Consider the following 23,833-nt stretch of genomic DNA (forward strand, 5'->3'; position numbering starts at 1 on the left):
GCCGTGTCCACCGATGAGCTGCTGGCCCTGATCGCCGCCGGGATCGCCGACGTCACCGGCCGTCCCGCCCCCGCGTTGACGGTCGACGCCGACCTCGCCGCGCTGGGGCTGGACAGCCTGCAGGCCCTGGAACTGGTCGCCTGGGCCGAGGAGCGGCTGCGGGTCCGCGTCCCGGACGAGGAACTCGCCACCATCCGCAGCATCGGTGACCTGTCCGGCGTACTCGCCGCCCGACTCCCGGCCGGCACGCCGTGACGGGCCGGGCGCTGCGGGAGGCGTTCCACCGGGAGTACATGACCTTCTTCGAGCAGGCCGAACGGACCCGCCGCTGGAACGTCTTCACCGACATCGACTGGGACCGCCTCGCCGGCCACGACCCGGACCCGCGCCTGGTGCTCTGCGCCGAGACGTTCTGCGGCGTGGAGATGTACCTTCCGGACTACCTGCGCGCCCACCTCGACCTGATGCGCGGCGACTACGGCCGGGCCTGGTTCGCCGCGAACTGGGGCTACGAGGAGGCCAAACACTCGCTGGTGCTGCGCGAGTACCTGCGCCGCAGCGGCGCGCGCAGCGAGGCGCAGCTGCACGACTACGCCGACGCCGTGCTGGCCCGCCGCTGGGAGCCGCCGTACGACGACGGCCGCCGGATGACCATCTACGGGGCCCTGCAGGAGCTGACCACGTTCGTCATCTACCGCAAGCAGCGGGGCTGGGCGGCCGGGCACGGCGACCCGGTGCTGCCGGAGGTCTATCGCCTGGTGGGGCGCGACGAGATGGCGCACTCGCGCTTCTACCTGAGGATGATCCGGCTACATCTGGCCGAGGACCGCGCGGGCACCCTGGCCGACCTCGCGTACGTGCTGCGGACCTTCCGGATGCCGGCCGAGGACCTGCTGCCCGACTACGACACCCGGGTCGAGGTGATGCGCGCCGCCGGCATCGACCGGAGCGTCTTCCTCACTGAGGTGGTGCTGCCGCTGCTGCGCGACCTCGGGCTGACCCGGCACGACCTGCCCCGGGTGCCCGCGCAGGCGGCCACCGAGATTCCGGGACCGCCCGGGCTGCTCACCGCCGCCGGATCCGCCGGATGACCGCCTCCGGCGCCGTCGCCGTCGTCGGCGGTGCCTGCCGCTTCCCCGGCGCCGAGAACCTCGACGCGTACTGGGACCTGATCCGCGCCGGGCGGGTCGCCACCGGGCCGGTATCGCCGCACCGCTGGCGGCACGGCTGGGTCCACGACCCCCACGACGTCCGGGCGGCGGACTTCTCGTACACCGACGTGGTGGCCCACCTGCCTGAGGTGGACACCTTCCCGGCCGCCCGATACGCCCTCGCGCCGCGGCGCCTCGAGGTGACCGACCCGCAGCACCGGCTGCTGGTCCAGGTGACCGACGAGGCGCTGCGCGACGCCGGCATCGATCTGCCCCGCGACCGCACCGGCGTCTACATGGGCGCGTCGGTCAGCGAGTACAAGGACCTGCTGACCAGCCGGATCCGGGCCCGGCAGATGGCCGCCGGTGAGTTCGGCACACCGCTGGACGCGCCGGCGGCGGAGGCGGCCGTGGCCGGCGTGGCGCCGCCGCGGGCGTACACCATTCCCGGGACCCTCCTGAACATGGCCGCCGCCACCGTGAGCGCGGTGTTCGACCTGGGCGGCCCCAGCTTCGTCGTCGACGCCGCCTGCGCGTCGGCGCTGGTCGCGGTGCACGAGGCCGTCGTCCACCTGCGCGCCGGCCAGTGTGACCTCGCCGTCGCCGGCGGGGTCTACCTCAACCTGGTACCCGACAATCTGATCGGCTTCTCCCGCATCGGCGCCGTCTCCCGCAGCGGCGTGTGCCGGCCGTTCGACCGGCGCGCCGACGGCTTTGTGCTCGGCGAGGGCGCAGGCGTCGTCGTACTCAAGCGGCTCGACGACGCCCTGGCCGCCGGCGACCGGGTGTACGCCGTCATCCGTGGCACGGGCTGCGCCAACGACGGCCGGGCCGAGGGCCCTATGACGCCCCGGCTGGACGGTCAGGTGACCAGCCTGCGCCGGGCGTACGCCGACGCCGCCGTCGATCCAGCCACCGTCGGCTTCGTCGAGTGCCACGGCACGGCCACGCCGACCGGCGACGCGGTCGAGCTGGCCGCCCTGCGCACGGTGCTGGGCGAGGACCGGCCGGTGCAGGTCTCGTCGGTCAAGGCGAACATCGGCCACACCATGTCCGCCGCGGGAATCGCGGGCCTGCTCAAGACCGTCCTGGTGCTCCGGCATGCGACCGTGCCGCCGCAGGTCAACTGCGAAGACCCCGACCCCGCCCTCGGCGTCCTGCGCATCGCCGCCGCCGAGCAGGCATTGCCGGCCGGCGCCGGCGCGCCGCGCCGGGCCGCGGTCAGCTCGTTCGGCTTCGGCGGCACCAACGTGCACCTCGTTCTCGAGGAGGCCGCCGGCCCGCCGCGACCGGTGACCGTCCAGGCCGCGGTCACCGACGCGGTGCGCTACTGGGCTGTCCGCAGGGGCAGCGACCCGGAACCGCCGACCCGCGCCGCCGCATCGCCCGCTTCCGACCCCGGGCCGGCCGCTGCCGAATCTGCGCCACCCGTGCGGTCGGCCCTGCTCGCCGCCGTCGCGAAGGCCGGGTCCTACCCTCCGGAATCGCTGCGCGCCGAGCAGGCCCTCGTGGACGACCTCGGATTCGACTCGCTGATGCTGGTCGAACTCGAGGAGCAGCTGGCCGCGGCGCATCCCGACCTGGACCGGCTTCCGGACGACCTGATGCGGCGCACCACGACGATCGCCGATATCGACGCCTGGCTGACCGCGACCTTCGGCACCGGCCCGGCGGCAACGCCCACCGGCGCGACCGCCCCGGCCGTCGGTCCCGACCCGGTCGACGCCGCCCGCCCGGCCGCCGCTGCCGACCTGGCACCGGCACCGCCGCCCGAGCTCGCCGCACTGCAGGAGCGGCTCTCCCTCGCGGCACGGCTCGGCGTGGCCAACCCGTACTTCGTCCCGCACGACGGGGCGCTCGGCGCCACCACCCGCATCGGCGGGACCGAGCTGGTGGACTTCTCCGGCTACGACTACCTGGGCCTGGCCACCCATCCCGCCGTGGTCGCCGCCGCCACCGACGCCCTTGCCCGCTACGGGACCTCCGTCTCGGCCAGCCGGGTCGCCTCGGGGGAACGGCCGCTGCACCGCGCCCTGGAGGAGGCCGTGGCGGCCTTCCTCGGTACGGAGGCCGCCCTGGCGATGGTGAGCGGACACGCCACGAACGTGGGGGTGCTCGGACACCTGCTGCGCCCCGGCGATCTGGCCCTGCACGACGCGCTGGCGCACGACAGCATCCTGCAGGGGATCCGCTTGTCGGGGGCACACCGCCGGCCCTTCCCGCACAACGACCTCGACGCGCTCGACCGGATGCTGGCCGACCTCGCACCGCGACACCGCCGCGTGGTGGTGGCCGTCGAGGGCGTCTACAGCATGGACGGTGACCTCCCCGACCTGCCCGCCCTGGTGGAGCTGCGCCGCCGGCACGGGTTTCTGCTCTACCTCGACGAGGCGCACAGCCTCGGGGTCCTGGGTGCGACGGGCCGCGGCGCCGGGGAGCACTGGGGGGTACGCCCGACCGACGTCGACATCTGGATGGGGACGCTGTCCAAGGCGCTGGCCAGCTGTGGGGGATACGTGGCCGGCGACGCGCAGCTCATCGAGTACCTGCGCTACACCACGCCGGGCTTCCTCTACAGCGTCGGTCTACCTCCGGCGTCCACCGCCGCGGCGCTCGCCGCGCTGCGTCAGCTTCGCGACGAGCCCGAGCGGGTGGCGCGGCTACGCGACAACGCGCGCCTGTTCCGACGGCTGGCAGTCCAGGCGGGATTGGACGTCGGCGTCGGGTCGGCGCCGGTCGTACCGGTCATCACCGGCGGATCGGCGGCGGCGCTGCTGCTGGCGGACCGGATGCGGCAGCGCGGCGTGAACGTCCAGCCCATCCTGTACCCCGCGGTCGAGGAGACCGCTGCCCGCCTGCGTTTCTTCATCAACGCGACGCACACGGAGGCGCAGATCGAATCGACAATCGAGGCGCTGGCGCAGGAGCATGGCCGGGCGGTGGGGGAGGCAGGCGGACATGGCCGTCGCACCCGAGGTTGACGGCGTCCCCGAGACGGCGTTGTGGACGTTGCATCATCGCGTGCTGGAGGCGAAACGGCCGGACGCGATGTTCGCTGATCCGCGTGCCGTCGACCTGGTCACGCGGATGGACTTTCCGTTCGCCGAGCGTTTCGGCGAGGGTTTCCGTACGCAGACTCAACTGCTCGCGCTGAGAGTCCGCTGCTTCGACATCGCCGTCTCCGAGTTCCTGGTCGACCACCCCGCAGGCACGGTGGTTGCCCTCGGTGAGGGGCTCGAGACCCAGTTCTGGCGCGTCGACAACGGGCTCGTCCGGTGGCTCACGGTCGACCTGCCTCCGTCGGCCCGGCTCCGGGAGCGGCTGTTGCCCCGGGGCGACCGCCAACGGCTGTATCTGGGCTCCGCCCTCGACCTGGGCTGGATGGACGAGGTCGACGACAGCGAGGCAGTCCTGATCACGGCGCAGGGGCTGCTCATGTACTTCCGGCCCGAGGACGTGCACCGCCTGCTGTCGGCCTGTGCGGAGAGGTTCCCCGGCGGCGTGCTGGTCCTCGACACGGTTGCCTACTGGATGGCCCGTGCGGTTCGTCGGGCCAGCACCAGGGCGGCAGGGTATCGCCCGCCGGAGATGCACTGGTGTCTCGACTCGGCGGACTGGCAGAGCCTTCGCCAACTGCATCCGAACATCGCGGAGGTTACCGAGGTGCGGTCTCGCGCCGGTCGGGGGCCGTTGGCCTGGCTACCACCCAACGTCCACCGCATTCCGCTTATCCGCGGTCGCCGCAGCGGCGTTGTACGCCTCCGGTTCGGACCGGAACCGGTGGCACCGTAACCCGACGTATCGCTGATCTTCGGCCGCTGGCGGCCGGGAAGGGCCGATCGGTGGGGTGACACCCCCGCCGGCCTCCGCGAGGGCTGGAGCCGGGTCGACCGATCGCAGCGCGAGACACTGGTCGACCTGTTCGCGTTGCCGAAGCTTCCTGCCTGCTCGTCATGATCAGAAGGTGTGAGCTAGTGAACACGCCCCGCGGCTCGCAGTGTTCCGTCCCGTCGCCGTGGCAGTGTCTCCGGCCGTGACGATCACGACGGCAGGTGCGCGATTCCTCGCGGCGTTCAACGACATCGAGAAGCACATCCGAGCCAGCCTGCGCGCGGACATCGGTGACGGGTTCGCGCAGCTGGCCCGGGAGTACGCCGACAAGAAGCGGCTGCCTAATCACCACAAGAGCGCCTTGCTGGCGTTTGCCGCGCTGCGTAACGCGATCAGCCACGAACGCTACTACGGCGGTCGACCGATCGCGGAGCCCGTCGAGGCAGTCGTGCAGGAGATCGAGCGGCTCCGGCGGCAGATTCTGCAACCACCGCTGGCGCTGGGCGTCCTTCCCGCCGGCGAGGTCTGCGTGGTGAGTCCGGACGACCCGATCGGCACCGCGCTGGACCATGTCCGGAACAAAGGCTACTCGCAACTGCCCGTGTACGACGGCGACAGCTACGCCGGCGTACTGACCACCAACGCCATCGCGCGGTGGCTCGCCGACCAGTTGACCAGGAACACAGGAATCGCCGAGGAAGAGCCGGTCAGCCACGTGCTGAAGTTTGCCGAGCCGGGCGAGGACGTCGTACTGGTGCCGCGGGCGATCACCGTGGTCGAGGCGATCGACCGGCTCAGTCGGGAGAGGCAGGCCGGCCACCTGAGCACCGCCCTCATCATCACTGAGAGCGGCCGGAGGACGGACAAGCCGCTGCGGCTGGTCACTCCCTACGACCTTCCGGCGCTCACTGCCGCCCTCGCCATCACCTGAGTCCTCAAGGTCAGGCGGTTGCGCCGCTTCGCCCGGTTTTCCCAGAGCCGACCCAGCGGCGTGCGGTCCTGGCCGGCGAGAGAGCCTGGCGAGCCCCGGCTGGCCGGCTGCCGATAGCGTGCGCTGGTGACCACTGAGCGACCGAGTAGGGACGACACACCGGCGACGGAGCAGCCCGCGCCACCCCGGCGGGAACGGAGCAGGTTTTCCGACTGGGGACCTGACTACGGCCCTGAGCTCCTCGACTACGAGGAGCCGCCGTACGACGATCCGGAACCCGAGAACGGCAGGCGCCACCGGGCCTCTTGAGGGGGTGACCGGCCGGGACCGGCACGGGCGCTGCTCCAGTCAAGCATGGGGGATACCGCACGGTCCTCGCGCCGCCTGCGCCGTGACGCATCAGACGATCCGTCGCGTTGACTGGCCGTTGCGCCGAGTACGATGATGATCATCAGGCCGCTAACCTGCGCAGCACGGGAGGTGGTCAGGTTGGCTCGGCGTTGGGACGTCTGGTTCGAGCAGGAGCATCTTGTCGTCCGGCGTAGGCGGTTGCTGCCGTGGCTGAAGGCGGACTTCAGGCACATTCCGCTCGCCACGGTCCTGGACATCGCAGCCGACCAGGCGAAGCGGCGCGCACAACTCACCGTTCGGGATCCCGTCGGCACCGCACCTGACCGAGGTCATCCCGGTCCGGTTCACGTCGGAGCAGTGGGAGCTCGCCGAATCGTTCGTGCGGGAACGGCAAGCGGCACCGGCCGAGCCGCCGCAACCCGGCGAGGAAACACCGACGGAAGGGTCGGGCGCGCCACGCCCGGCTGTCGGCGTTCCGCCACAGTCCAGGCGATGGGTGCAGCCGACCGCCGCTCTGCAAGCTCACCTTTCGACCAAGCAGGCCTCCACCACACACAGTGCCCCGCCGACAGCTCAGGTCATGCGGGCCGGCGACGGCAAGCGGCCGGTGTGGCTGTGGCTCCAGAACGGGAAGATTCACGCCTCACTCGTTCCGGTGGCCAACGCCTCGCCGCGCAAGCTGAGCCCCGCTGAGGTCGCCCACCTCCTGCTCGCTGACCCTTCCAGGGCGATGCCGGCCATCCGTGCGTTGAGCGGCGTAGCCGACAGCCAGCAGGCGCTGGCTCGCCTGCGCAGCTGGCGGCGGTCGGAGCGCGTCGTCGTTAACCTGAGCGCCTCCGACCTCGCCGGCCGGCGGGTCACCGAGGCCCTGCAGAAGCCCGGCCGGAGCAACCCGGACGGCAGCGTGCGAACCGTGTCCGGGGGCCTTCCCAGCATCAACAAGCGCCGCCGGTGAGTACGAGCCACGGAGACGCTGCCGGGCATGGGTAGCGATCCGGCTGCGCCGCCGCTGGCCCCGGCTCATTGCCGCAGCCAGCGGTGAGTGCGGCGAGAGAGCCGGGAGTCAGCCGGCGAGCGGGTTGAAGCTGCGGCCGTCGAGCACGTTGATGAGCTCGTCGTCGCGGGTGACCTCGTAGCCGCACTCGCGCAGCTCCGCCACCAGCTCGCTCTCGTGGTCGATTGGGATCTCAAGGAAGTCACCGTTGTGCGCGGTGAAGTGGCGCTTGCCGAACCGCTCCTGGAGGTCCTCGGGGAGCAGCTCGAACGCGCGCTCGGTGACCATCCGGGGCCAGTCGCCCTCGACGACCGTACCCAGCTCGTTGATGTCGAAGGGCTTGTCGTCGGCGTAGTCGTCGTCCTCCGGCTCGTAGCACTCGGGGCCGGCGGGGTTCCACAATTGGGTCATCTGTACCTGGCGGGCTTCTCCCCAGGTGCGGGCGGCGGCGAGAGCCTTGATTTCCTCGGCCTCCTCGGCGGCGGTGTTCGCGTCGGCGAAGGCGAGGCAGTCGTGCAGCTGCGCGTGGCCGTAGACCAGGCGCCGGGTGTTCGGGTGGTGCGTCGTCATGACGGACATCCTGCCCTAGGCGTACGACAACCAAGATCGGCATACGGCCGGGGGAGGATCCACCGGTCGGGCGACCGCTAGGCTGGCCCTTCCTGGCCTCGCCACCTGGAGAAACGCCCATGTCCGACAGCGTCTTCGCGCAGTTCACCGCCGACGACGACCAACTCGCGGTCGCGTTGCTCGTGCAGCCGGCGATCAACGCCGCCCTGGTGCACAACCGGGTGCCGCTGGTCCGCCACCTCACGCTGGTCAACCGGGGCACGGAACCGCTGGCGGACGTGACCCTGACGCTGGAGCTGCTCGGCCCCGACGGTGCGCTCACCGAGCCGTGGACGCGTACCCTCAGCGCGCCACTGCGGACCGGGGCGAGCACCGGCTGGGACGACTTCCGCGACGTCACCCCCGACCGGGCGTTGCTCTACCACACCGACGAGGCGTTCCCGGTCGACTACCGTCTCACCGTCGAGGCGGATGGCCAGGCATTGACGCTGGTCGCCCCGTCACGAGTGCTCGCCCACAACGAGTGGTTCAACAGCCCCGCTCTCTACGACAGCCTGGCCGCCTTCGTGCAGCCGAATACCCGGGCGGTCGAGGCGGTGCTGCGATCGGCGGCGCAGATCCTGCTCGCGCGTACCGGCTCCGGCTCGCTGCAGGGCTACCAGGACGGCTCGGCGCGGGCGGCGCTGATCGCCGGTGCCGTGTACGAGGCGCTGCGCCAGCTCGAGATCACCTACCAGACCCTGCCGGCGTCGTTCGAGAACAGCGGCCAGAAGGTGCGGACGACGGCCGCGGTGCTGGACGGGCGGCTCGGCAACTGCCTCGACCTCTCCGTCACCTACGCCGCCTGCCTGGAGGCGGCGGGGCTGCACCCGCTCATCTTCATCAGCGAAGGGCACGCCTTCGGCGGCTTCCTCCTCGAAGAGGAGCGGCTCGGCGCCGCGGCGGTCACCGAGACGAACCTGCTGATCTCGATGGTCGACTCGGGCCGTGCCGTGCCGGTCGAACTGACCCGCATCGGGCCCGGCGCCCAGTCGGCGACCTTCACCGAGGCGGTACGCGTCGGGCTCGGCCACTTCCGTGGCGAGGGCCACCGGCTGCAGGGCGTCGTCGACGTCCACCTCGCCCACCGCTCCGGCATCCAGCCGCTGCCCTCGGCCGACGAACTGGTCGCGCCCGCGCCCGTCGACACCGAGACGACCCCCAACGCCGGCGCGTCGCTCGACCTCCCGCGCGGTGTCGCCGCCGCGAAGCTGCGCCAGCTCGCCGACGAGGGCGACGAGGTGGCGCAGCCCGCCGACGGCTCCCCGGCGCGCATCCAGCAGTGGCGGAAGTCCCTGCTCGACCTGAGCCTGCGCAACCCTCTGCTCAACCTGCCCAAGCGCGGCCGCGGCCTGGACCTGCACGTGCCGGCCGGCGCCCTCGCCCTGCTGGACGACCTCATCCACGACGGCCGCCAGGTGCAGGTCATCCCGCAGGACGACATCAGCCACGTGCACGAGCTGGCCGGCGCGCGCCGGGCGCAGGACCTCGACGCCGAGATCCTCACCCGGGAGCTGCGCACCGACCGGCGGGTCTACGGCGCGGTAACCGAGGCCCGCTACAAGACCGCCATGCGGGCGCTGCAGCGCGAGGCGCGCACGATGGAGCAGGAGACCGGCAGCAACTACCTTTACCTGACCATCGGCACCCTGGTGCACACCAAGACCACCGGGGGAGAGGCGTACGCGCCGCTGTTCCTCCTGCCGGTGCGCATCGAGGGCGGCAGCGGCCGCCGCCCGTACGCGATGGTCATCGACGGCACCGAGGTGGCCAGCCCCAACTACTGCCTCATCGAGTGGCTGCGCGTCAAGCACGGCGTGCGGATCCCCGAGCTGGAGCAGCCGGTCCTCGACGAGCACGGCATCGACATCGCGAAAACCCTCGCGGCGATCAACACCGGGCTGGTTGACAACCGGCTGAACTACCGCATCGACGAGACCGCCAGCCTGCGGCTGCTGCAGTTCTCCACCTTCCAGATGTGGCGGGACCTCGGCGACCACTGGCCCCGGTTCATGGAGAACCCCGTCGTCCGGCACCTGGTGGAATCCTCCGGCGCCACCTTCGACGACCCGGCCCGGCCGGACCACGACGCCGACGTCGTGGACGAGGGGGAGCTGCACCTTCCGATCCCCGCCGACGGTTCCCAGATGCAGGCCATCGTCATGGCCGAGCGCGGCCAGTCCTTCGTCCTCGAAGGGCCGCCCGGCACCGGCAAGTCGCAGACCATCACCAACATGATCGCCCGCGCGGTCGCCGCCGGCCGCTCGGTGCTGTTCGTCGCCGAGAAGCAGGCCGCCCTCGAGGTCGTGAAACGCCGGCTCAAGCAGATCGGTCTCGGACCGTTCGCGCTGGACCTGCACGGGCGCAAGCAGTCCCTCAACGCCATCCGACAGCAGCTGCGCGACGCCCTCGACCAGTACGACCTGGGCAGCGACGGCGACTGGACGGCCGTCGAAACGGCCTACCGGACGCGGCTCGCCCCACTGGTGGAGTACCCGGCGCAGGTCCACACCGCCAACCCCGTCGGGATGTCGCTCTGGTCGGCCTACGAGCAGGTCCTCGCGTACGGGGACGGCCCGGCCGCCACGGTCCCGGTGAGCTACCTGCACGCACCCGCCGAGGTACGCGCCCGGGTGGAGACGACGCTGCGGGAGTTCCCGGCGGCCGCCCGCTCGGCGCGACTTCGGCCCGAGCATCCCTGGGCGCTCAGCGGCTGCCGGACCCTCGACGGGCTGCACGGCGCGGCGGTCACCGAGATCGCCGCCGACCTCGAACGCCTCCGCGCCGACCTGGCCGCCCACCCCTACCTGGTGGGGCTGCTGCGAACGCTGCCTACCCCGGAAACCGTCACCGAGTTGCAGGCCGGCGCATGGCTCGCCGTACGCGGAATGCTCCCTGACCGGGAGACCACCTTGCGCGCCGGCGACCGGCGGTGGGACGAGGCTGCCGCCCGGCTCCAGGCCGAGCTGGCCGCCTTCCACCAGGGCTTCGCCGGTGAGCTCGCCACCTTCCGCCCGGACGTGTTCGGCCGCCCCGAGCTGGCCGCCTGGCACGCCGAGGCGCAGGAGGCGGCGAAGAAGCTGCTCGGCAAGCGCAAGCGCCGGCAGGCCGTCGTCGACAAGCTGGCCGTGCACCTGGTCGCCGGCGCGACGCTCGACGTCGAGCGGGTCGAGGTGACCACCGGACGACTGGTCGCCGCCCAGGCCCAGGCCGCCGCGCTGCACCAGCACGCGGTCGCGCTCGGCCGCCTACCGATCCCGGCGTGGCAGCCCACGGACCCGGACGCACAGCAGCGGCTGGCCGAGGCGATCGAGGCCACCCGGGCCAGCCGTTCGCTCCTGGCCCGGCACCCGCAGGCCTGGGAGCTGTTCCAGCGCGGCATCTCTGACGTCGACGCCGTCCTCCTGGATCGGGTCGCCTCCCGGTGGCGGGCCTGGCGCGGGGTGCTGCGTTCCGCAGAGCCGGAGCTGGCCCTGTGGTCGGCCGGCTCGCACTGGGTCGACGCCTGGCAGCGGGACGGCGCGACCTGGCTGCATGACCTGCGCAGCGAGGAACTCTTCCCGCTGCGCCGCTGGGCCACCGTCCTCGCCCACGCCGACGTGCTCGCCTCCGCCGGCCTCATCGACTACCGGGACCAGCTGCTGCGTGCGGAGGTGAACGGACAGTTGGCCGAGGAGGCGTACCGGCGTGGCGTCGCCGCCGCCTCCCTCGGCGAGCGGCTACGCGGTGGCGGGCTGCAGTACTTCGACCCGGAACTGCACGACGACGAGATCGCCCAGTTCGAGACGGCCGCCGGTGAGCTGCGGTGGGCGCTGCCCGAGCGCCTGCCCTCGGTGCTGGTGCGCCGCCGCCCGTTCAGCCCGACCGACCGGCGGGGCCGCTTCGCCGACTTCGCGGCGGAACTGCGCCGCAAGCGCGGCGGCCGGTCCTTCCGGGAACTGTTCGAGCAGTACCCCGACGCCGTGCTGGCGCTGACGCCGTGCGTGCTGGTCAGCCCCGCCTCGGCGGCGAACTTCCTGGCCCCGGGAAGCCAGCGCTTTGACCTGGTCATCTTCGACGAGGCGTCGCAGATCCGGGTCGCCGAGGCGATCGGCGCGATGGGACGGGGCAGCGCCGTGGTGGTCGTCGGCGACTCCCGGCAGATGCCGCCGACCAGCATCATGCAGGCCAGCCACACCGTCGACGACGTCGACGAGAGCGACGGCCCGGTGCTGGAGGACCTGGAGAGCATTCTCAGCGAAGCCGTCGAGTCGGGGCTGCCGCAGCGGTGGCTGTCCTGGCACTACCGCAGCCACGACGAGTCGCTGATCGCCTTCTCCAACCGGTACTACTACGACAACAAGCTCTCCAGCCTCCCGTCGCCGGGCATGGGCAGCTCCGCCGGCATCGCCTGGCGGCGGGTCGACGGCCGGTACGACCGGGGTGGCTCACGGACCAACGATGTTGAGGCACGCGCCGTCCTCGCCGACATCACCCGGCGCCTGCACGACCCGGCCACCGCCGGGCAGTCGATCGGTGTGGTCACCTTCAACATCCAGCAGCGGGATCTCATCCTCAACCTGCTGGAGGACAGCACCGACCCGATCATCCGCGAGCAGCTCTCCGGCGCGGTCGCCGAGCCGATCTTCGTCAAGAACCTGGAGAACGTGCAGGGCGACGAGCGGGACGTCGTCCTGTTCTCCCTGGCCTTCTCCACCAACCCGGAAACCGGACAGCTTCCGCTGAACTTCGGTCCGCTCAGCCAGGCCGGCGGTGAGCGGCGGCTCAACGTGGCGATAACCCGGGCCCGCCGGCAGGTGGTGCTCTTCTCGTCCTTCGACCCATCGGACATCGACCTGTCCCGCACCTCGGCGGTCGGCACGCAGCACCTGCGGGCGTACTGCGAGATGGCCGCCGCCGGCGCCGACCGGCTGGGCGACCTGACCACCGACCGGGCCGAGCGGCGCAGCCGCATCCGCGACGAGGTGGCCGCCGCGCTGCGCGACCGCGGCCACGAGGTCCGCACCTCACACGGCCTGTCCGACTTCACCGTGGACCTCGCCGTACGCCGGCCCGGCTCGGCCCGCTGGCAGGTGGCCGTCATGCTGGACGGCCCCGACTGGAGCGCCCGCCCGACGGTCGCCGACCGGGACCTGGCGCCCGCCCTGCTCCGGACCATCATGGGCTGGCCGGCGGTGGTGCGGTTCTGGCTGCCGGCGTGGATCCACGACCGCTCCGCGCTGCTCGACCGCGTCGATGAGGCCGTCGCAAAAGCCGACGCTCCAGAGCCGCCCGTACCGGCGGAGGTCATCGCGCCCCACGACACGGTCGAGCTGCCGTCACCCCGCGCTGCCGAGGACGTCGATCAGGTCCACCTGGTCGAGCTGTCGGGTCCGCGCGCAACGGAGGACACCGAGCTCGGCAGGGCAGCGTCGGCAGCACCTGTCACGGGCCTCGCCACCGCGTCGGCGCCGGCCCCCGTCACGGACCCGGCCACCGCATTCGCGCCAGCCCCCGCTGTTACCGTCCCGGAGGCGGCGACCGGCGCCATCGACGTCACTCCCTTCATCCCGTACGCCCCGACGCCGCTCGGTGACCAGAGCGACCTCGACCTGCTCGCCACCGACCGGCGGGTGCGCGGACTCGTCCGGGAGGCGCTGCGGGAGATCATCGCGGCCGAGGGACCCGTCGAACAGCACCGGCTCGCCCGCCTGGTCCTGGCCAGGTTCGGCTTCCTGCGGACCCGGGAGGACCGGCGCCTCGCCGTTCTCACGCTCGTCGATGCCCGCCGGCTGTACGGCCATCCCACCGTGGGGCGGTATGCCTGGCCCGAAGGGACGGATCCGCAGACCTACCGCGCGTACCGGGTCACCCAGGCGAGCAACGACCGGGCGTTCGAGGAGGTGCCGCCCGAGGAGGTCGCCAACGCGTTCGTGCACGTTCTGCAGGACGTGCCGAGCATGGACGAGGAGCGCCTGCTGCGCGGGGGGCTGGAGCGCCTCGGCTACCGGCGGCGCACCGACAAGATCGACAAGCTGCTCCGGTACGGCTTGCACGTCGCGGTGACCAGCGGCCGAATCCGGTTCGACCAAGAGGGACGCCTCACCCTGGGTTGACGTGAGTCACCGACGTGACCGCGCCTGAGCGGAGCCCTCGCCGGCTACGCCGGCCGACATTCGCTTGCCCATCGATCGACCATGAAACGGGGCGTAGCGGTTCCGTCGTGTCCTGTAGTGCAGGTCGCGATCCCTTGCCCGACAGGCCGCGTCGCGTGCCGCCGGGCCTCGACATCATCCCGAGATTCGCGTGGGTCCGCTTCCGCGGACCCGACAACCTGCAGGCGACGGCGGAAGCGGCCGTCGTTCGGCGGCATTGACCGGGAAATCCTGCGATGGCATCAGCGCTGGTCGCGATCATGCCCCGCGCTCGATCGCCTCCGAGCGGCAGGGAATGCATCTGCCAGCAGGTTGGCCGATGTGCCCCGGACGCGAGCAGCGGCGGCCACCGCCGTTCATCAGCGGCGCCGCGCCGCCTCGCTCGGCCCAAGCCGGAGCAAGGACCTGCTTCCTCTGCGGAGCGAACCGGTCGCGATTCGGTGCCCGCCCGTCTTTCTTCGATTGGTCTTCGAGGCTTCGGGTGACACCCTGCCTGTCACCCCCGCTTGCCGAATCTGTCACCCTGCCTTGCTGATTTGTCACCCCAGAGGCGGTTCCCGTCCGCCCGGCTCCGGTGACCAGGCGGTAGACGCGGGTGGCGATCCCGGCGACCTTGGACACGGCCAGGCGGCCGAACTGCACCAGCTTGGAGAGGCATCGCTGCACCGTCCGCTCCGAGCAGCCGGCGTAGTTGGCGATGGTGGCGACGGAAGGCCAAGCGTTACCTTCGTGATTGGCGTGTGCGGCGATGGCGATAGCCACGGCACGCTCGTTCTTCCCTAGGTCTTTCGTCGCGAGGAGAGCGACTTTAACGACAAGACTCATTGGCCTCGGACCTCCTACGTCCGTCGGGCCACGGGCAGGTGCTCTGCACCGACGCGGCCGAGCTTCGTCTGGCACCCGGCGCCGTACAAGCGACCGGTTTAGTGATCCACGCTCACCTATCGCTCAAGGTCAAGTCGCAGAGGAGAGGCGAGCATCCCAACCGGCCGCCGATTGCGCCGAATCGAACTCGGCGAGGAGCCGCACACCCCGAAACCCGATACGAGCGCGCTCAGCGTTGGAGGTCGGCCAGGCGGCGCGGCAGGCAAGGCTACCCAGGAGATTCCGGGCCATCGGACGCGCTCAGCTCAACGCGCCGGAGGCGACTGAGACGAGTGCGAGGTCCGTGCGGCTGAGCGGACTTGCCGTGGAGCTGAAACAGCGCGGCGAGTGGGCTCACCCAACTCGCCGGGTTCGCCGCCGGCCTGCTCAAGGACTACGACGCCGCCCGCAACAGGCTCACCCTCGGCTGGAACAGCGGCACGGTCGAGGGCAACGTCTGCAAATGGAAATCGATCAAGAGACAGATGTACGGCCGGGCGAACTTCGACCTCCTCCGCCGCCGTGTCATCCTCGCCGAATAGCCGTCACGCTAATGGATCACGGACCTCGTGCCAGAGCCAGATCGAGCTGACCGCTGACACGGCGGCCCGCACGCGGGCCGCGCCGTCCCGGCCCCACGCCTGCTGGCGACCTCGGGCCGGCATCGGCCGGGCCGCCAGCCACGCTGACAGACGGCCAGGACCTAGAAGATCTCGGGGCTTCGCCCCCGAACCCCGACCCTCCGCAGAGATGCCGGGCGGATCCCCTCGCCGGACACCTGTAGCGCGCCAGAACTGGATGCATGGCCACTGACCTTAGGCTTCGTTGATCGGGTCAAGCCGCTCGCTGGTATTCGTTGATCACGCCGCCGAGGATCTGTCGTCGCCGTATCGGGGCGTCGATCGGGATGACGACGCCCGGATCGTGGTTCGGTGGGTGTTGGGCGAAGCTCTGGTGTGGACGATGCCCATTGAAGTGGGCGGCGTATTCGTTGAGCACCGTGCGGGCGTGACGCTCGTTCCAGATCAGGATCCTGTCAGTGCACTCGGAACGAACGCTGCGGATGAACCGTTCGGCGTAGCAGTTCGCCTGAGGCCTCCGTGGCGGACACTTGACCACGTCAACGCCTTCAGCAGCGAACACCGCGTCGAAGCACGCGGCGAACTTGGTGTCCCTGTCCCTGTCCCAGATCAGGAACCGGAATGACATGACCCGGTCGCCGAGGTCCATGACCAGGTTGCGGGCCTGCTGGACCGTCCACGCCGCGGTCGGATGGGCGGTGACGCCGAGGATGTGTACCCGGCGGGTGGCGACCTCCATTACGACCAGCACGTAGAGCCTTCGCAGGGTGACGGTGTCGAGGTGGAAGAAGTCGGTGGCCAACAGTCCGGACGCCTGGGCGCGAGGGAAGGCACGCCACGAGGTGTCCATCCCGCGCCGCGCCGGGCAGATCCCGGTACGGGCGAGGATCTGCCTGATCGTGCCCGCACCGACCCGATAACCGAGTCCGACCAGTTCACCCTGAATCCGACGATGCCCCAGCCTGGATTCTCCCGGGCCAGCCGCACAACGAGATCCCGCACCTCGTCGGCGACCGGCGGACGACCCGTCCGGTTCGGATACGTCCAATGCGGGCGACCAGGCGGCGATGCCAGGCCAGCGACGTGGCAGGAGTGACGAGCGGTGCTCCCGCAGTATGCGGGGCAGCAACCGGGTCAGCGCGGACAGCACCGCTCGGTCCGACCAGGACGGCCTCGCCCGACCGACCTATCGGCGTAACACGGCGACTTCATGCCGCAGTACCAGCAGCTCCGCGGTCTTCGCGCCGTCGCCCTTGGTGAGCAGGGCGAGCCAACCGAACACCTGAACCATGATCAGATACAGCAGTCAAAACGTCACCAAGCGATCGTGCAGCAGTCAGGCAAAATCCCAGCTCCAGCCCGCGCGTCAAGTTCTGGCACGGTACAGCCGCCGAATCCGATGACGGTCCCATCCCCCTCACCCTCGGCGAGGTCCGCCGTCTCCTGGCACACCTGATCACCACCAACCGACCCTTCGACCACATCCATCGATGGTCACGATGGCGACGCCGACACCAGTACCGCGCCAGAACAGCCCACTACCAGCGAAGACACCGACTTCACCAGGTGCGGCTGGAGTACTAGAAGGCTCTCTCACGCCTCGGCGCTCCCCGCCCACTCCTTATGTCATGAGCATTGGGCTGTTGTCGGACTTCTTACCTGAGGTAGACACCGCTCGGGTTTCAGCCATCCTTCTAATGGCAGTAGTGGAAGGAGCCGGCACATGGGGCGGTTGGTGAGCAGGTTTTTTCACCCGGCGGATGACAATGGTTCCCTCCAAAATGACAATACGGACTGGGCGAAGAGGTCCTTCGACCTAGTCAAGGCTGAGTATGAAACGGTTAGAGCCGAGAGCGCACAAGCGCGGCAGGCGCAGCAGTCCATCTTGCAGTGGAGTCTGGCGACGATCGGCGTAACGCTCACCGCCGGAATCCTGTTGATCAATTCAATGGCAGCATTAGATCCGGCGCAGCATCGAAGCAGGTTCCTATATGCAGTGTTCATTTTTCTCTACGGGCTGGCGCTGCCAGTAGGCTCTTGGCTCTCCTGCCTGGCTTGGTTCGGTGAGCTCATCCGAATGGAGCGTGCGGGCCGATACCTACGTGGACTGGAAGTCGTTGTGCATGCCCTCCTTCTCAAGGAAGCGCCAGAAGGTCACGAGAGGAGCTACCTTCGAGCTCCGCTTCGCTGGGAGACGTACATCGCCAGTGAGAACATGCGCGGAATTGGGGTTGCAAAACAGCGGGTCGGCTACCTGGGTAGCCTCGGGCTCTACACAGGGGCGTCGACTCTTCCGCTGGCAGCGCTCTGCGGAAGGGTCTGGATGGAGCCGCTGTTCTGGGACCACCGGTGGCAGCAAATACTGGTCACAGCATACGCTATGGTAATTCTTATCGGTTTCACAGTTACCGCAACGATGCTAGTTCGAGCCCTGCAGCGAGCGGGCCGGCAAATCGCCGACATAGACCAGGTGTGTCCGGGTTCCACGCCTGGGGCGATGACTGACCCCCTGATGTAACCAGCGCAAAGGAATGACACCTTGGCAAAGCGAGTGTCAGGCATAGCTTGGATTCCGGCCATCGCACATCCCAGGTTGGCTGCTGTTGCAATGAAATCCTTGAGCGGCGACTATTCACCGCACGGGGATCCCCGAACTGCATCCTGCGTGGTCGCATGCAGCTTCGGGTACCGATGCGGAAGTGGCGAAGAGGTCATACCCGGAGAGGCGAACGAGCGACTGGCTGAGTTCGTAATACAGGAACGCATGAATAGGCCCGTGATCGCACAGTACGAAATAGCTCTGGCAATTGAGGAGCGGGCGGGATATCCGATTGATCACACAATCGGCGATGGCTCAGCCGCTCAATCAAAAAGATATCTGGATACGAGGGAAGTTCTGGCCCGAGCTGCCGCCGTAATGAAGGAGAGGCGCTTGCCTTCGGCGCTGATCGTCGCGCACTCGTTCCACGTGACCCGGGCCGAGTCGACGGCGAAATCGCTCGGTATCGAAACGGTTGTGCCAGCTGGTCTCCCCGACGTCTGGGATCCGGGGTCGCGGCAGCCATGGACTCGATCTCCCTGGCTTTGGCGGATTCGTGAGTTGCCCACGTCGCTGTTGTTCGCCGCCAAGGGATGGCTCACTTAGAGGTCCTAACAAAATGATCTCTTGGTCTTCCATCCCTTGTAGAGGGTGATCTACGATGTCGGACCGTGAGGCGTGGCGAGCAGCCGCCGTGGATCGTGCCGGACGGGCTGTGGCAGCGCATCGAGCCGCTGCTGCCCAAACCCGAACGCAATCCACGGCACCCGGGACGCAGGCGGATCCCGGACCGGCAGGTGTTGTGCGGGATCCTGTTCGTGCTGCACACCGGCATTCAGTGGGAGTTCCTACCCCAGGAGTTGGGGTTCGGGTCGGGGATGACGTGCTGGCGGCGTCTGGAGGAGTGGAACCGGGCCGGGGTGTGGCAGCGGCTGCACGAGCTGCTGCTGGCCGAACTCCAGGCAGCCGGCAAGCTCGACTGGTCCCGAGCCGTGATCGACTCCTCGCATGTACGGGCCGCTCGACGTGGCCCAAAAGCGGCCCGAGCCCGGTCGACCGCGCCCGCCCGGGCTCGAAGCACCACGTCCTGACCGAGGGCGCCGGCATCCCCCTGGCCGTGTCATTGACCGGCGGCAACCGCAACGACGTCACCGAACTGCTCCCGCTGATCGACAAGATCCCGCCCGTGCGCAGTCGGCGCGGCCGGCCCCCGCCGGCGCCCCGACCAGCTCTTCGGCGACCGCGCATACGACCACGACAAGTACCGCAGGGCCGTACGCGCCAAGGGCATCCGCCCGCGGATCGCCCGCCGAGGTCAACCCCACGGCTCGGGACTGGGCACCATCAGATGGGTCGTCGAGCGCACGATCGCCTGGTACCACGGCATGAAACGGCTACGCATCCGCTGGCGATCTGCGCCGCTGACGCCGCAGGCAACGAGCCCGACGACCCCGACCTGATCCCGCTGACAGTCAACGAGGTGCGCCGGCTGATCAACACCTTCATCATCGGGCCGATCCGCGGCCTCGCCCACCGTTTGCGCTGGTCACAATGGCGACGCCGGCATCAAGCTCGAGCCCGGCGATCCCACTACACCCGGCGCCTCAACCTCGAACTCCAGCCATGATCCCAAACGGCGGCCGTACTAGTTCTGCCTCGGATGTACCGATCGCAACGTGTAGCCGCTGTGCTCCCTGCCCGAAGATCAACCGGATGGCGCCTGCCCAAGTCTGCTACGGGTGCGGGAGGCGGCCCACCCAGTACCCGCGGATCTTCGTTCCACGGTCAACGCATCGGCGCGATGGCCGTTGTCTGGCTCGCCGTGGCTGTCCTCGCCATCGTCTCGCCCGTCACGCTGGCTGTGCCCGCTTGCGTGTGTGGTGGACCGGCCGAGGCGGCCGACGACCCATCCATCCCCGATCGGCGGCCATGCGCTCAGGCGGCGCGAAAGCGTGGGGCAGCGGGCTCTGCAAGCGGTCAGGCCGGACGCCATCATGATCTCAGCGTCCCTCCGACCGTAGCCGCGGAGTCATGGCTGGCGGCTGGAGGGACGCAAAGAACGTGATCCTTTACGGTAGAACGGACTTCAGCATGTCGGATCGAGAATGTGCGCCCAGTACACGAGTTCCTCCGCTTGTGCCGCGGTAAGGGTCGGGTTCTCGACTTCGGCCTGCTTGTTCACGGTCGACACATACTGGCAGAAATTGCTGTGTAGTAGCTTGTTGTCCAGGTCCTGGATCATGCCGTTTGACTGTGGTGCGCCGCTGCCGGACACGTACTTGTTGGTCAGAGCCAACAGGGAGGTGATCGTTGGGGTGACGATGTAGGTGATGGTCTTCGGAGGTGCGGTGTTGCCCGCGATGTCGGTCGCGCCGGAACAGGTGGCCGTGTAGACCCCCGTAACGTTGCGGGTGACGGTCGGAGCCGCGTGTGTCGCAATGCCGGACGTGGCGTCGGTGGTGGCGCACGATATGGACGGGGTTTTGTCGAGGGTGTATCGGTTGCCGTTGACCGCCCCGACGATCGTTACATTCGGCGGGGTGAGGTCGACGTTGATGTCCGTCACCTCGGCCTCTCGAGTGTTGCCGGCGTTGTCGACGGCGGTCCGCTTGATCATCTGGCGCGCGCCGTCGTTGCTGATTTGCAGGTCAGCCGGGCAGGTGGCGATGCCGGACAGAGAATCGGTGCAGGTGTAGTGGATCGTCGGTGCTGTGTTGTACCAGCCGGCGTCGTTCTTCGTACCGGTGACCTCGGCCGCGATGCTGGGCGCCGTCTTGTCGATGTTGATATCGCCTACCGTTGTTGATGCGGTGTTGCCGGCGTGGTCGACGGCAGTGCCAGACACGGACTGTCCAACGCCCTCGTCGGCCAAGTTGACCGGATCGGTACAGGTGGCAATGCCGGAGACCGCATCCTTGCAGGTGAAGGTCACGGTGACGTCGGTGCGGTTCCAGCCGCTGTTGTTCGCTGCAGTGCGGATGGCTGTGATCTGCGGCCTGGTCTTGTCAATGCTGACGGTCACCGTGGCGGTGGTGGTGTTGCCAGCATCGTCGATTGCGGTGCCACTGACGACCTGGTCCGGGCCGTCCTCGGTCAGGGTCACCGGGTCGCTGCAACTCGCCACGCCGGACAGCGCGTCGGTGCAGGTGAAGGTCACGGTGACGTCAGCATTGTTCCAGCCGTCGCCGTTTGGCGCCTGTGAAACTTCGGCCTTGATGACCGGTGCTGTCTTGTCGAGGTTCACCGTGACTGTCGTTGACGCACGGTTGCCAGCCTTGTCGATCGCCGTACCGGTGATTTCCTGTCCGGCGCCCTCGTGGTCAACGGTTACCGGGGCGGGGCAGAAGGCGATGCCGGCGAGCAGGTCGTCGCAGGTGAAGATGACGGTGAGGTCACGGTGGTGCCAGCGCTTGCCCTTGTCGTTTGGAACGAGATCGGCTTTGATCGTCGGCGGGGTTTTATCGATTGACACGGTGGCTTGTCCGCTGGCGCAGTTGCCGGCTGGGTCGCAGGATTGCTCCGAGGTGATTACCTGGTTCGCGCCCTCGGCTTCTACCCTAGTTGGCGGCGGGGTGGTCGGTTGACCGGATGACGGCGCCGGGTCGGTACTCGTCCATGTGATCGTCACTGGTGCGTTGTACCAGTCGCCGGCATCGGGGGTCCGATCCTTTTGCCCATCCACGAGGGGTGCTTTGTCGTCGACCAGGATGCTGCCTGTGGTGCGGTCGAAGATTAGGAAGAGGCGCTTGTCGGCTGTAACCTGCGGAATGTTCAGTGGAATGGTGAGTCCCGAGGTCAGGACGATGGCGGGGTTCTTCAGCTTCGTTCCCGTGATCACGGGCATAGGCAGGTCACCGTGGTCGTCTACGTGCGGATTCCCGCCGCCGTAGGTGCTGCCGGAGTACGTCGGCGTTGACACGCTGCTGAGGTCGTAACGCAGCGAGGCACCCGTGACCGGGTCACCGTTCATGTCACGTACCGAGATGGTCAAGGTAGACACCGGGACAGTGATGTCGTAGTTCTGGCTCTGCTCGAAGCTGACCGTAGTGGTGTTGATGACAGCGAAGAAGACCGACGTCGAACCGGCCGTGCGGCTGGGATAAATCTGGGTGCGGTAAGGCCCGGACAGTAGATCCACGGAATAGTCGCCGCGGCTGTCGGTCCTCACGGTGGTGTTTGGCCCACTAGCCGGCTCGAACACCACTTCCGCGTTCGGATAGACAACGCCCTTCCCGTCACGCACCGTCCCGTCCAGATGGACCGACGGTGGGATGGTGACCGTGATGGTCTGGTCGGTGTCGACCGTCGGCGAGGCGAACGGGATGGTTAGTCCCGAGGTCAGGACGATGGCGGGGTTCTTCAGCTTCGTTCCCGTGATCACGGGCATAGGCAGGTCACCGTGGTCGTCTACGTGCGGATTCCCGCCGCCGTAGGTGCTGCCGGAGTACGTCGGCGTTGACACGCTGCTGAGGTCGTAACGCAGCGAGGCACCCGTGACCGGGTCACCGTTCATGTCACGTACCGAGATGGTCAAGGTAGACACCGGGACAGTGATGTCGTAGTTCTGGCTCTGCTCGAAGCTGACCGTAGTGGTGTTGATGACAGCGAAGAAGACCGACGTCGAACCGGCCGTGCGGCTGGGATAAATCTGGGTGCGGTAAGGCCCGGACAGTAGATCCACGGAATAGTCGCCGCGGCTGTCGGTCCTCACGGTGGTGTTTGGCCCACTAGCCGGCTCGAACACCACTTCCGCGTTCGGATAGACAACGCCCTTCCCGTCACGCACCGTCCCGTCCAGATGGACCGACGGTGGGATGGTGACCGTGATGGTCTGGTCGGTGTCGACCGTCGGCGAGGCGAACGGGATGGTTAGTCCCGAGGTCAGGACGATGGCGGGGTTCTTCAGCTTCGTTCCCGTGATCACGGGCATAGGCAGGTCACCGTGGTCGTCTACGTGCGGATTCCCGCCGCCGTAGGTGCTGCCGGAGTACGTCGGCGTTGACACGCTGCTGAGGTCGTAACGCAGCGAGGCACCCGTGACCGGGTCACCGTTCATGTCACGTACCGAGATGGTCAAGGTAGACACCGGGACAGTGATGTCGTAGTTCTGGCTCTGCTCGAAGCTGACCGTAGTGGTGTTGATGACAGCGAAGAAGACCGACGTCGAACCGGCCGTGCGGCTGGGATAAATCTGGGTGCGGTAAGGCCCGGACAGTAGATCCACGGAATAGTCGCCGCGGCTGTCGGTCCTCACGGTGGTGTTTGGCCCACTAGCCGGCTCGAACACCACTTCCGCGTTCGGATAGACAACGCCCTTCCCGTCACGCACCGTCCCGTCCAGATGGACGACGGTGATAGGCTTCAGGATCACCCGCAGGGGCGCGGAGGCATCGGCGCCGGTAGCCAAATAGGTTCGCAATCCTGAACCGTCGGGCGGAGTGAAGCGCAGGTCGTAGACTTTGCCGGGTTCCACTGGGAATCCGAACTTGCCGTCCGGACCGGTGGTCATGCTCGTCACCGGGTTGTTGGTGCCGACGTGCAGCAACTCGACAACGACCTGATCCTGTTCGAGGTCCCCGCCGTCGACGACAACGCCAGAGATGACGGGGGTATCAGCAGCCGATGCGGCTGTTGCATTGACAGAGTTCAGTCCACCGGACAGCGCCACGATCATTGCGGCGATTACAGTCGCGCGTCGGGTAAGCAGCCTCAGGCGGGCTGCCGGTGTGTTGGGGGCGGCAATGGGTGATCGGCATTTTTGCATGAGCCACCTGCTTCTGTAAGTACTCCGGGGACCTACGCGGTCGGTGGAAGCCGGCCAGCCGGCCTGCCCGGCGTTGGACGTCGT

At 68.8% G+C, this 23,833-nt stretch carries 13 protein-coding genes and 2 pseudogenes; 11 read left to right on the plus strand and 4 right to left on the minus strand.

The window, feature by feature from the left end; genetic code table 11:
* Positions 1 to 3: 3 nt before the first annotated feature.
* The 6 genes from Q2K19_RS25650 to Q2K19_RS25675 all read left to right on the plus strand — a co-directional run bounded on the left by Q2K19_RS25650 (position 4) and on the right by Q2K19_RS25675 (position 7,219).
* Complete coding sequence (locus Q2K19_RS25650; protein WP_302764481.1) at positions 4 to 255, plus strand: acyl carrier protein; 252 nt, start codon at positions 4 to 6, stop codon at positions 253 to 255.
* Positions 252 to 1,091, plus strand: coding sequence for an acyl-ACP desaturase (locus tag Q2K19_RS25655; RefSeq protein ID WP_302764483.1), 840 nt, complete (start codon positions 252 to 254; stop codon positions 1,089 to 1,091). Before Q2K19_RS25650 ends, Q2K19_RS25655 begins: the two co-directional genes overlap by 4 nt.
* On the plus strand, positions 1,088 to 4,132 hold the full coding sequence (locus Q2K19_RS25660) for an aminotransferase class I/II-fold pyridoxal phosphate-dependent enzyme (protein ID WP_302764484.1): 3,045 nt from the start codon (positions 1,088 to 1,090) through the stop codon (positions 4,130 to 4,132). Before Q2K19_RS25655 ends, Q2K19_RS25660 begins: the two co-directional genes overlap by 4 nt.
* Positions 4,110 to 4,943 carry a class I SAM-dependent methyltransferase gene (locus Q2K19_RS25665; RefSeq protein ID WP_302764485.1) on the plus strand — a complete coding sequence of 278 codons (834 nt, stop codon included), beginning with the start codon at positions 4,110 to 4,112 and terminating at the stop codon, positions 4,941 to 4,943. Before Q2K19_RS25660 ends, Q2K19_RS25665 begins: the two co-directional genes overlap by 23 nt.
* A gap of 241 nt (positions 4,944 to 5,184) precedes the next feature.
* The gene (locus Q2K19_RS25670; protein ID WP_302764487.1) at positions 5,185 to 5,913 is read left to right on the plus strand and encodes a CBS domain-containing protein; all 729 of its coding nucleotides are present in this window, start codon (positions 5,185 to 5,187) and stop codon (positions 5,911 to 5,913) included.
* A 931-nt stretch (positions 5,914 to 6,844) separates the two neighbouring features.
* Complete coding sequence (locus Q2K19_RS25675; protein WP_302764488.1) at positions 6,845 to 7,219, plus strand: hypothetical protein; 375 nt, start codon at positions 6,845 to 6,847, stop codon at positions 7,217 to 7,219.
* Positions 7,220 to 7,327: 108 nt separating this feature from the next.
* Here Q2K19_RS25675 and Q2K19_RS25680 read toward each other — a convergent pair whose 3' ends face one another.
* Complete coding sequence (locus tag Q2K19_RS25680) at positions 7,328 to 7,828, minus strand: hypothetical protein (protein WP_302764490.1); 501 nt, start codon at positions 7,826 to 7,828, stop codon at positions 7,328 to 7,330.
* Between the two features lie 119 nt (positions 7,829 to 7,947).
* On the opposite strand from Q2K19_RS25680, the gene Q2K19_RS25685 reads away from it, so the two are divergent.
* The gene (locus Q2K19_RS25685; RefSeq protein ID WP_302764493.1) at positions 7,948 to 13,962 is read left to right on the plus strand and encodes a DUF4011 domain-containing protein; all 6,015 of its coding nucleotides are present in this window, start codon (positions 7,948 to 7,950) and stop codon (positions 13,960 to 13,962) included.
* 297 nt (positions 13,963 to 14,259) lie between these two features.
* Here Q2K19_RS25685 and Q2K19_RS25690 read toward each other — a convergent pair whose 3' ends face one another.
* The gene (locus tag Q2K19_RS25690) at positions 14,260 to 14,763 is read right to left on the minus strand and encodes a helix-turn-helix domain-containing protein (RefSeq protein ID WP_302764496.1); all 504 of its coding nucleotides are present in this window, start codon (positions 14,761 to 14,763) and stop codon (positions 14,260 to 14,262) included.
* Between the two features lie 464 nt (positions 14,764 to 15,227).
* Here Q2K19_RS25690 and Q2K19_RS25695 point away from each other — a divergent pair.
* A pseudogene (locus Q2K19_RS25695) lies at positions 15,228 to 15,407 on the plus strand (hypothetical protein); the annotation flags it as partial.
* Positions 15,408 to 15,699: 292 nt separating this feature from the next.
* On the opposite strand, the gene Q2K19_RS25700 reads toward Q2K19_RS25695, so the two are convergent.
* Positions 15,700 to 16,248: an integrase core domain-containing protein gene (locus Q2K19_RS25700; RefSeq protein WP_302764498.1), complete on the minus strand. Its 549-nt coding sequence runs from the start codon at positions 16,246 to 16,248 to the stop codon at positions 15,700 to 15,702.
* A 921-nt stretch (positions 16,249 to 17,169) separates the two neighbouring features.
* Between Q2K19_RS25700 and Q2K19_RS25705 the strand changes: the two genes are divergently transcribed.
* The 3 genes and pseudogenes from Q2K19_RS25705 (at position 17,170) to Q2K19_RS25715 (ending at position 19,612) form a co-directional block, all read left to right on the plus strand.
* Positions 17,170 to 17,964, plus strand: a complete 795-nt coding sequence (locus Q2K19_RS25705) for a hypothetical protein (protein ID WP_302764499.1) — start codon at positions 17,170 to 17,172, stop codon at positions 17,962 to 17,964.
* Between the two features lie 692 nt (positions 17,965 to 18,656).
* Positions 18,657 to 19,445, plus strand: a pseudogene (locus Q2K19_RS25710) (IS5 family transposase).
* Positions 19,334 to 19,612, plus strand: a complete 279-nt coding sequence (locus tag Q2K19_RS25715; protein ID WP_302772917.1) for a hypothetical protein — start codon at positions 19,334 to 19,336, stop codon at positions 19,610 to 19,612. Before Q2K19_RS25710 ends, Q2K19_RS25715 begins: the two are co-directional and overlap by 112 nt.
* 459 nt (positions 19,613 to 20,071) lie before the next feature.
* Here Q2K19_RS25715 and Q2K19_RS33565 read toward each other — a convergent pair whose 3' ends face one another.
* Positions 20,072 to 23,659 (minus strand): hypothetical protein, encoded by a 3,588-nt coding sequence (locus Q2K19_RS33565; RefSeq protein WP_302764501.1) that lies wholly within the window; start codon positions 23,657 to 23,659, stop codon positions 20,072 to 20,074.
* Positions 23,660 to 23,833 lie beyond the last annotated feature (174 nt).

Origin of the sequence: Micromonospora sp. NBRC 110009 (assembly GCF_030518795.1) — a bacterium.
In the GTDB taxonomy this organism is placed as follows: Bacteria; Actinomycetota; Actinomycetes; order Mycobacteriales; family Micromonosporaceae; genus Micromonospora.

What these genes read in the sequence shown, in the direction of transcription:
- Q2K19_RS25665 (WP_302764485.1), top strand. Translation starts at nt 4,110, where the DNA reads ATGGCCGTCGCACCCGAGGTTGACGGCGTCCCCGAGACGGCGTTGTGG.
- Q2K19_RS25660 (WP_302764484.1), top strand. Translation starts at nt 1,088, where the DNA reads ATGACCGCCTCCGGCGCCGTCGCCGTCGTCGGCGGTGCCTGCCGCTTC.
- Q2K19_RS25705 (WP_302764499.1), top strand. Translation starts at nt 17,170, where the DNA reads ATGGGGCGGTTGGTGAGCAGGTTTTTTCACCCGGCGGATGACAATGGT.
- Q2K19_RS25680 (WP_302764490.1), bottom strand. Translation starts at nt 7,828, where the DNA reads ATGACGACGCACCACCCGAACACCCGGCGCCTGGTCTACGGCCACGCG.
- Q2K19_RS25675 (WP_302764488.1), top strand. Translation starts at nt 6,845, where the DNA reads ATGCGGGCCGGCGACGGCAAGCGGCCGGTGTGGCTGTGGCTCCAGAAC.
- Q2K19_RS33565 (WP_302764501.1), bottom strand. Translation starts at nt 23,659, where the DNA reads ATGATCGTGGCGCTGTCCGGTGGACTGAACTCTGTCAATGCAACAGCC.
- Q2K19_RS25685 (WP_302764493.1), top strand. Translation starts at nt 7,948, where the DNA reads ATGTCCGACAGCGTCTTCGCGCAGTTCACCGCCGACGACGACCAACTC.
- Q2K19_RS25715 (WP_302772917.1), top strand. Translation starts at nt 19,334, where the DNA reads ATGGGTCGTCGAGCGCACGATCGCCTGGTACCACGGCATGAAACGGCT.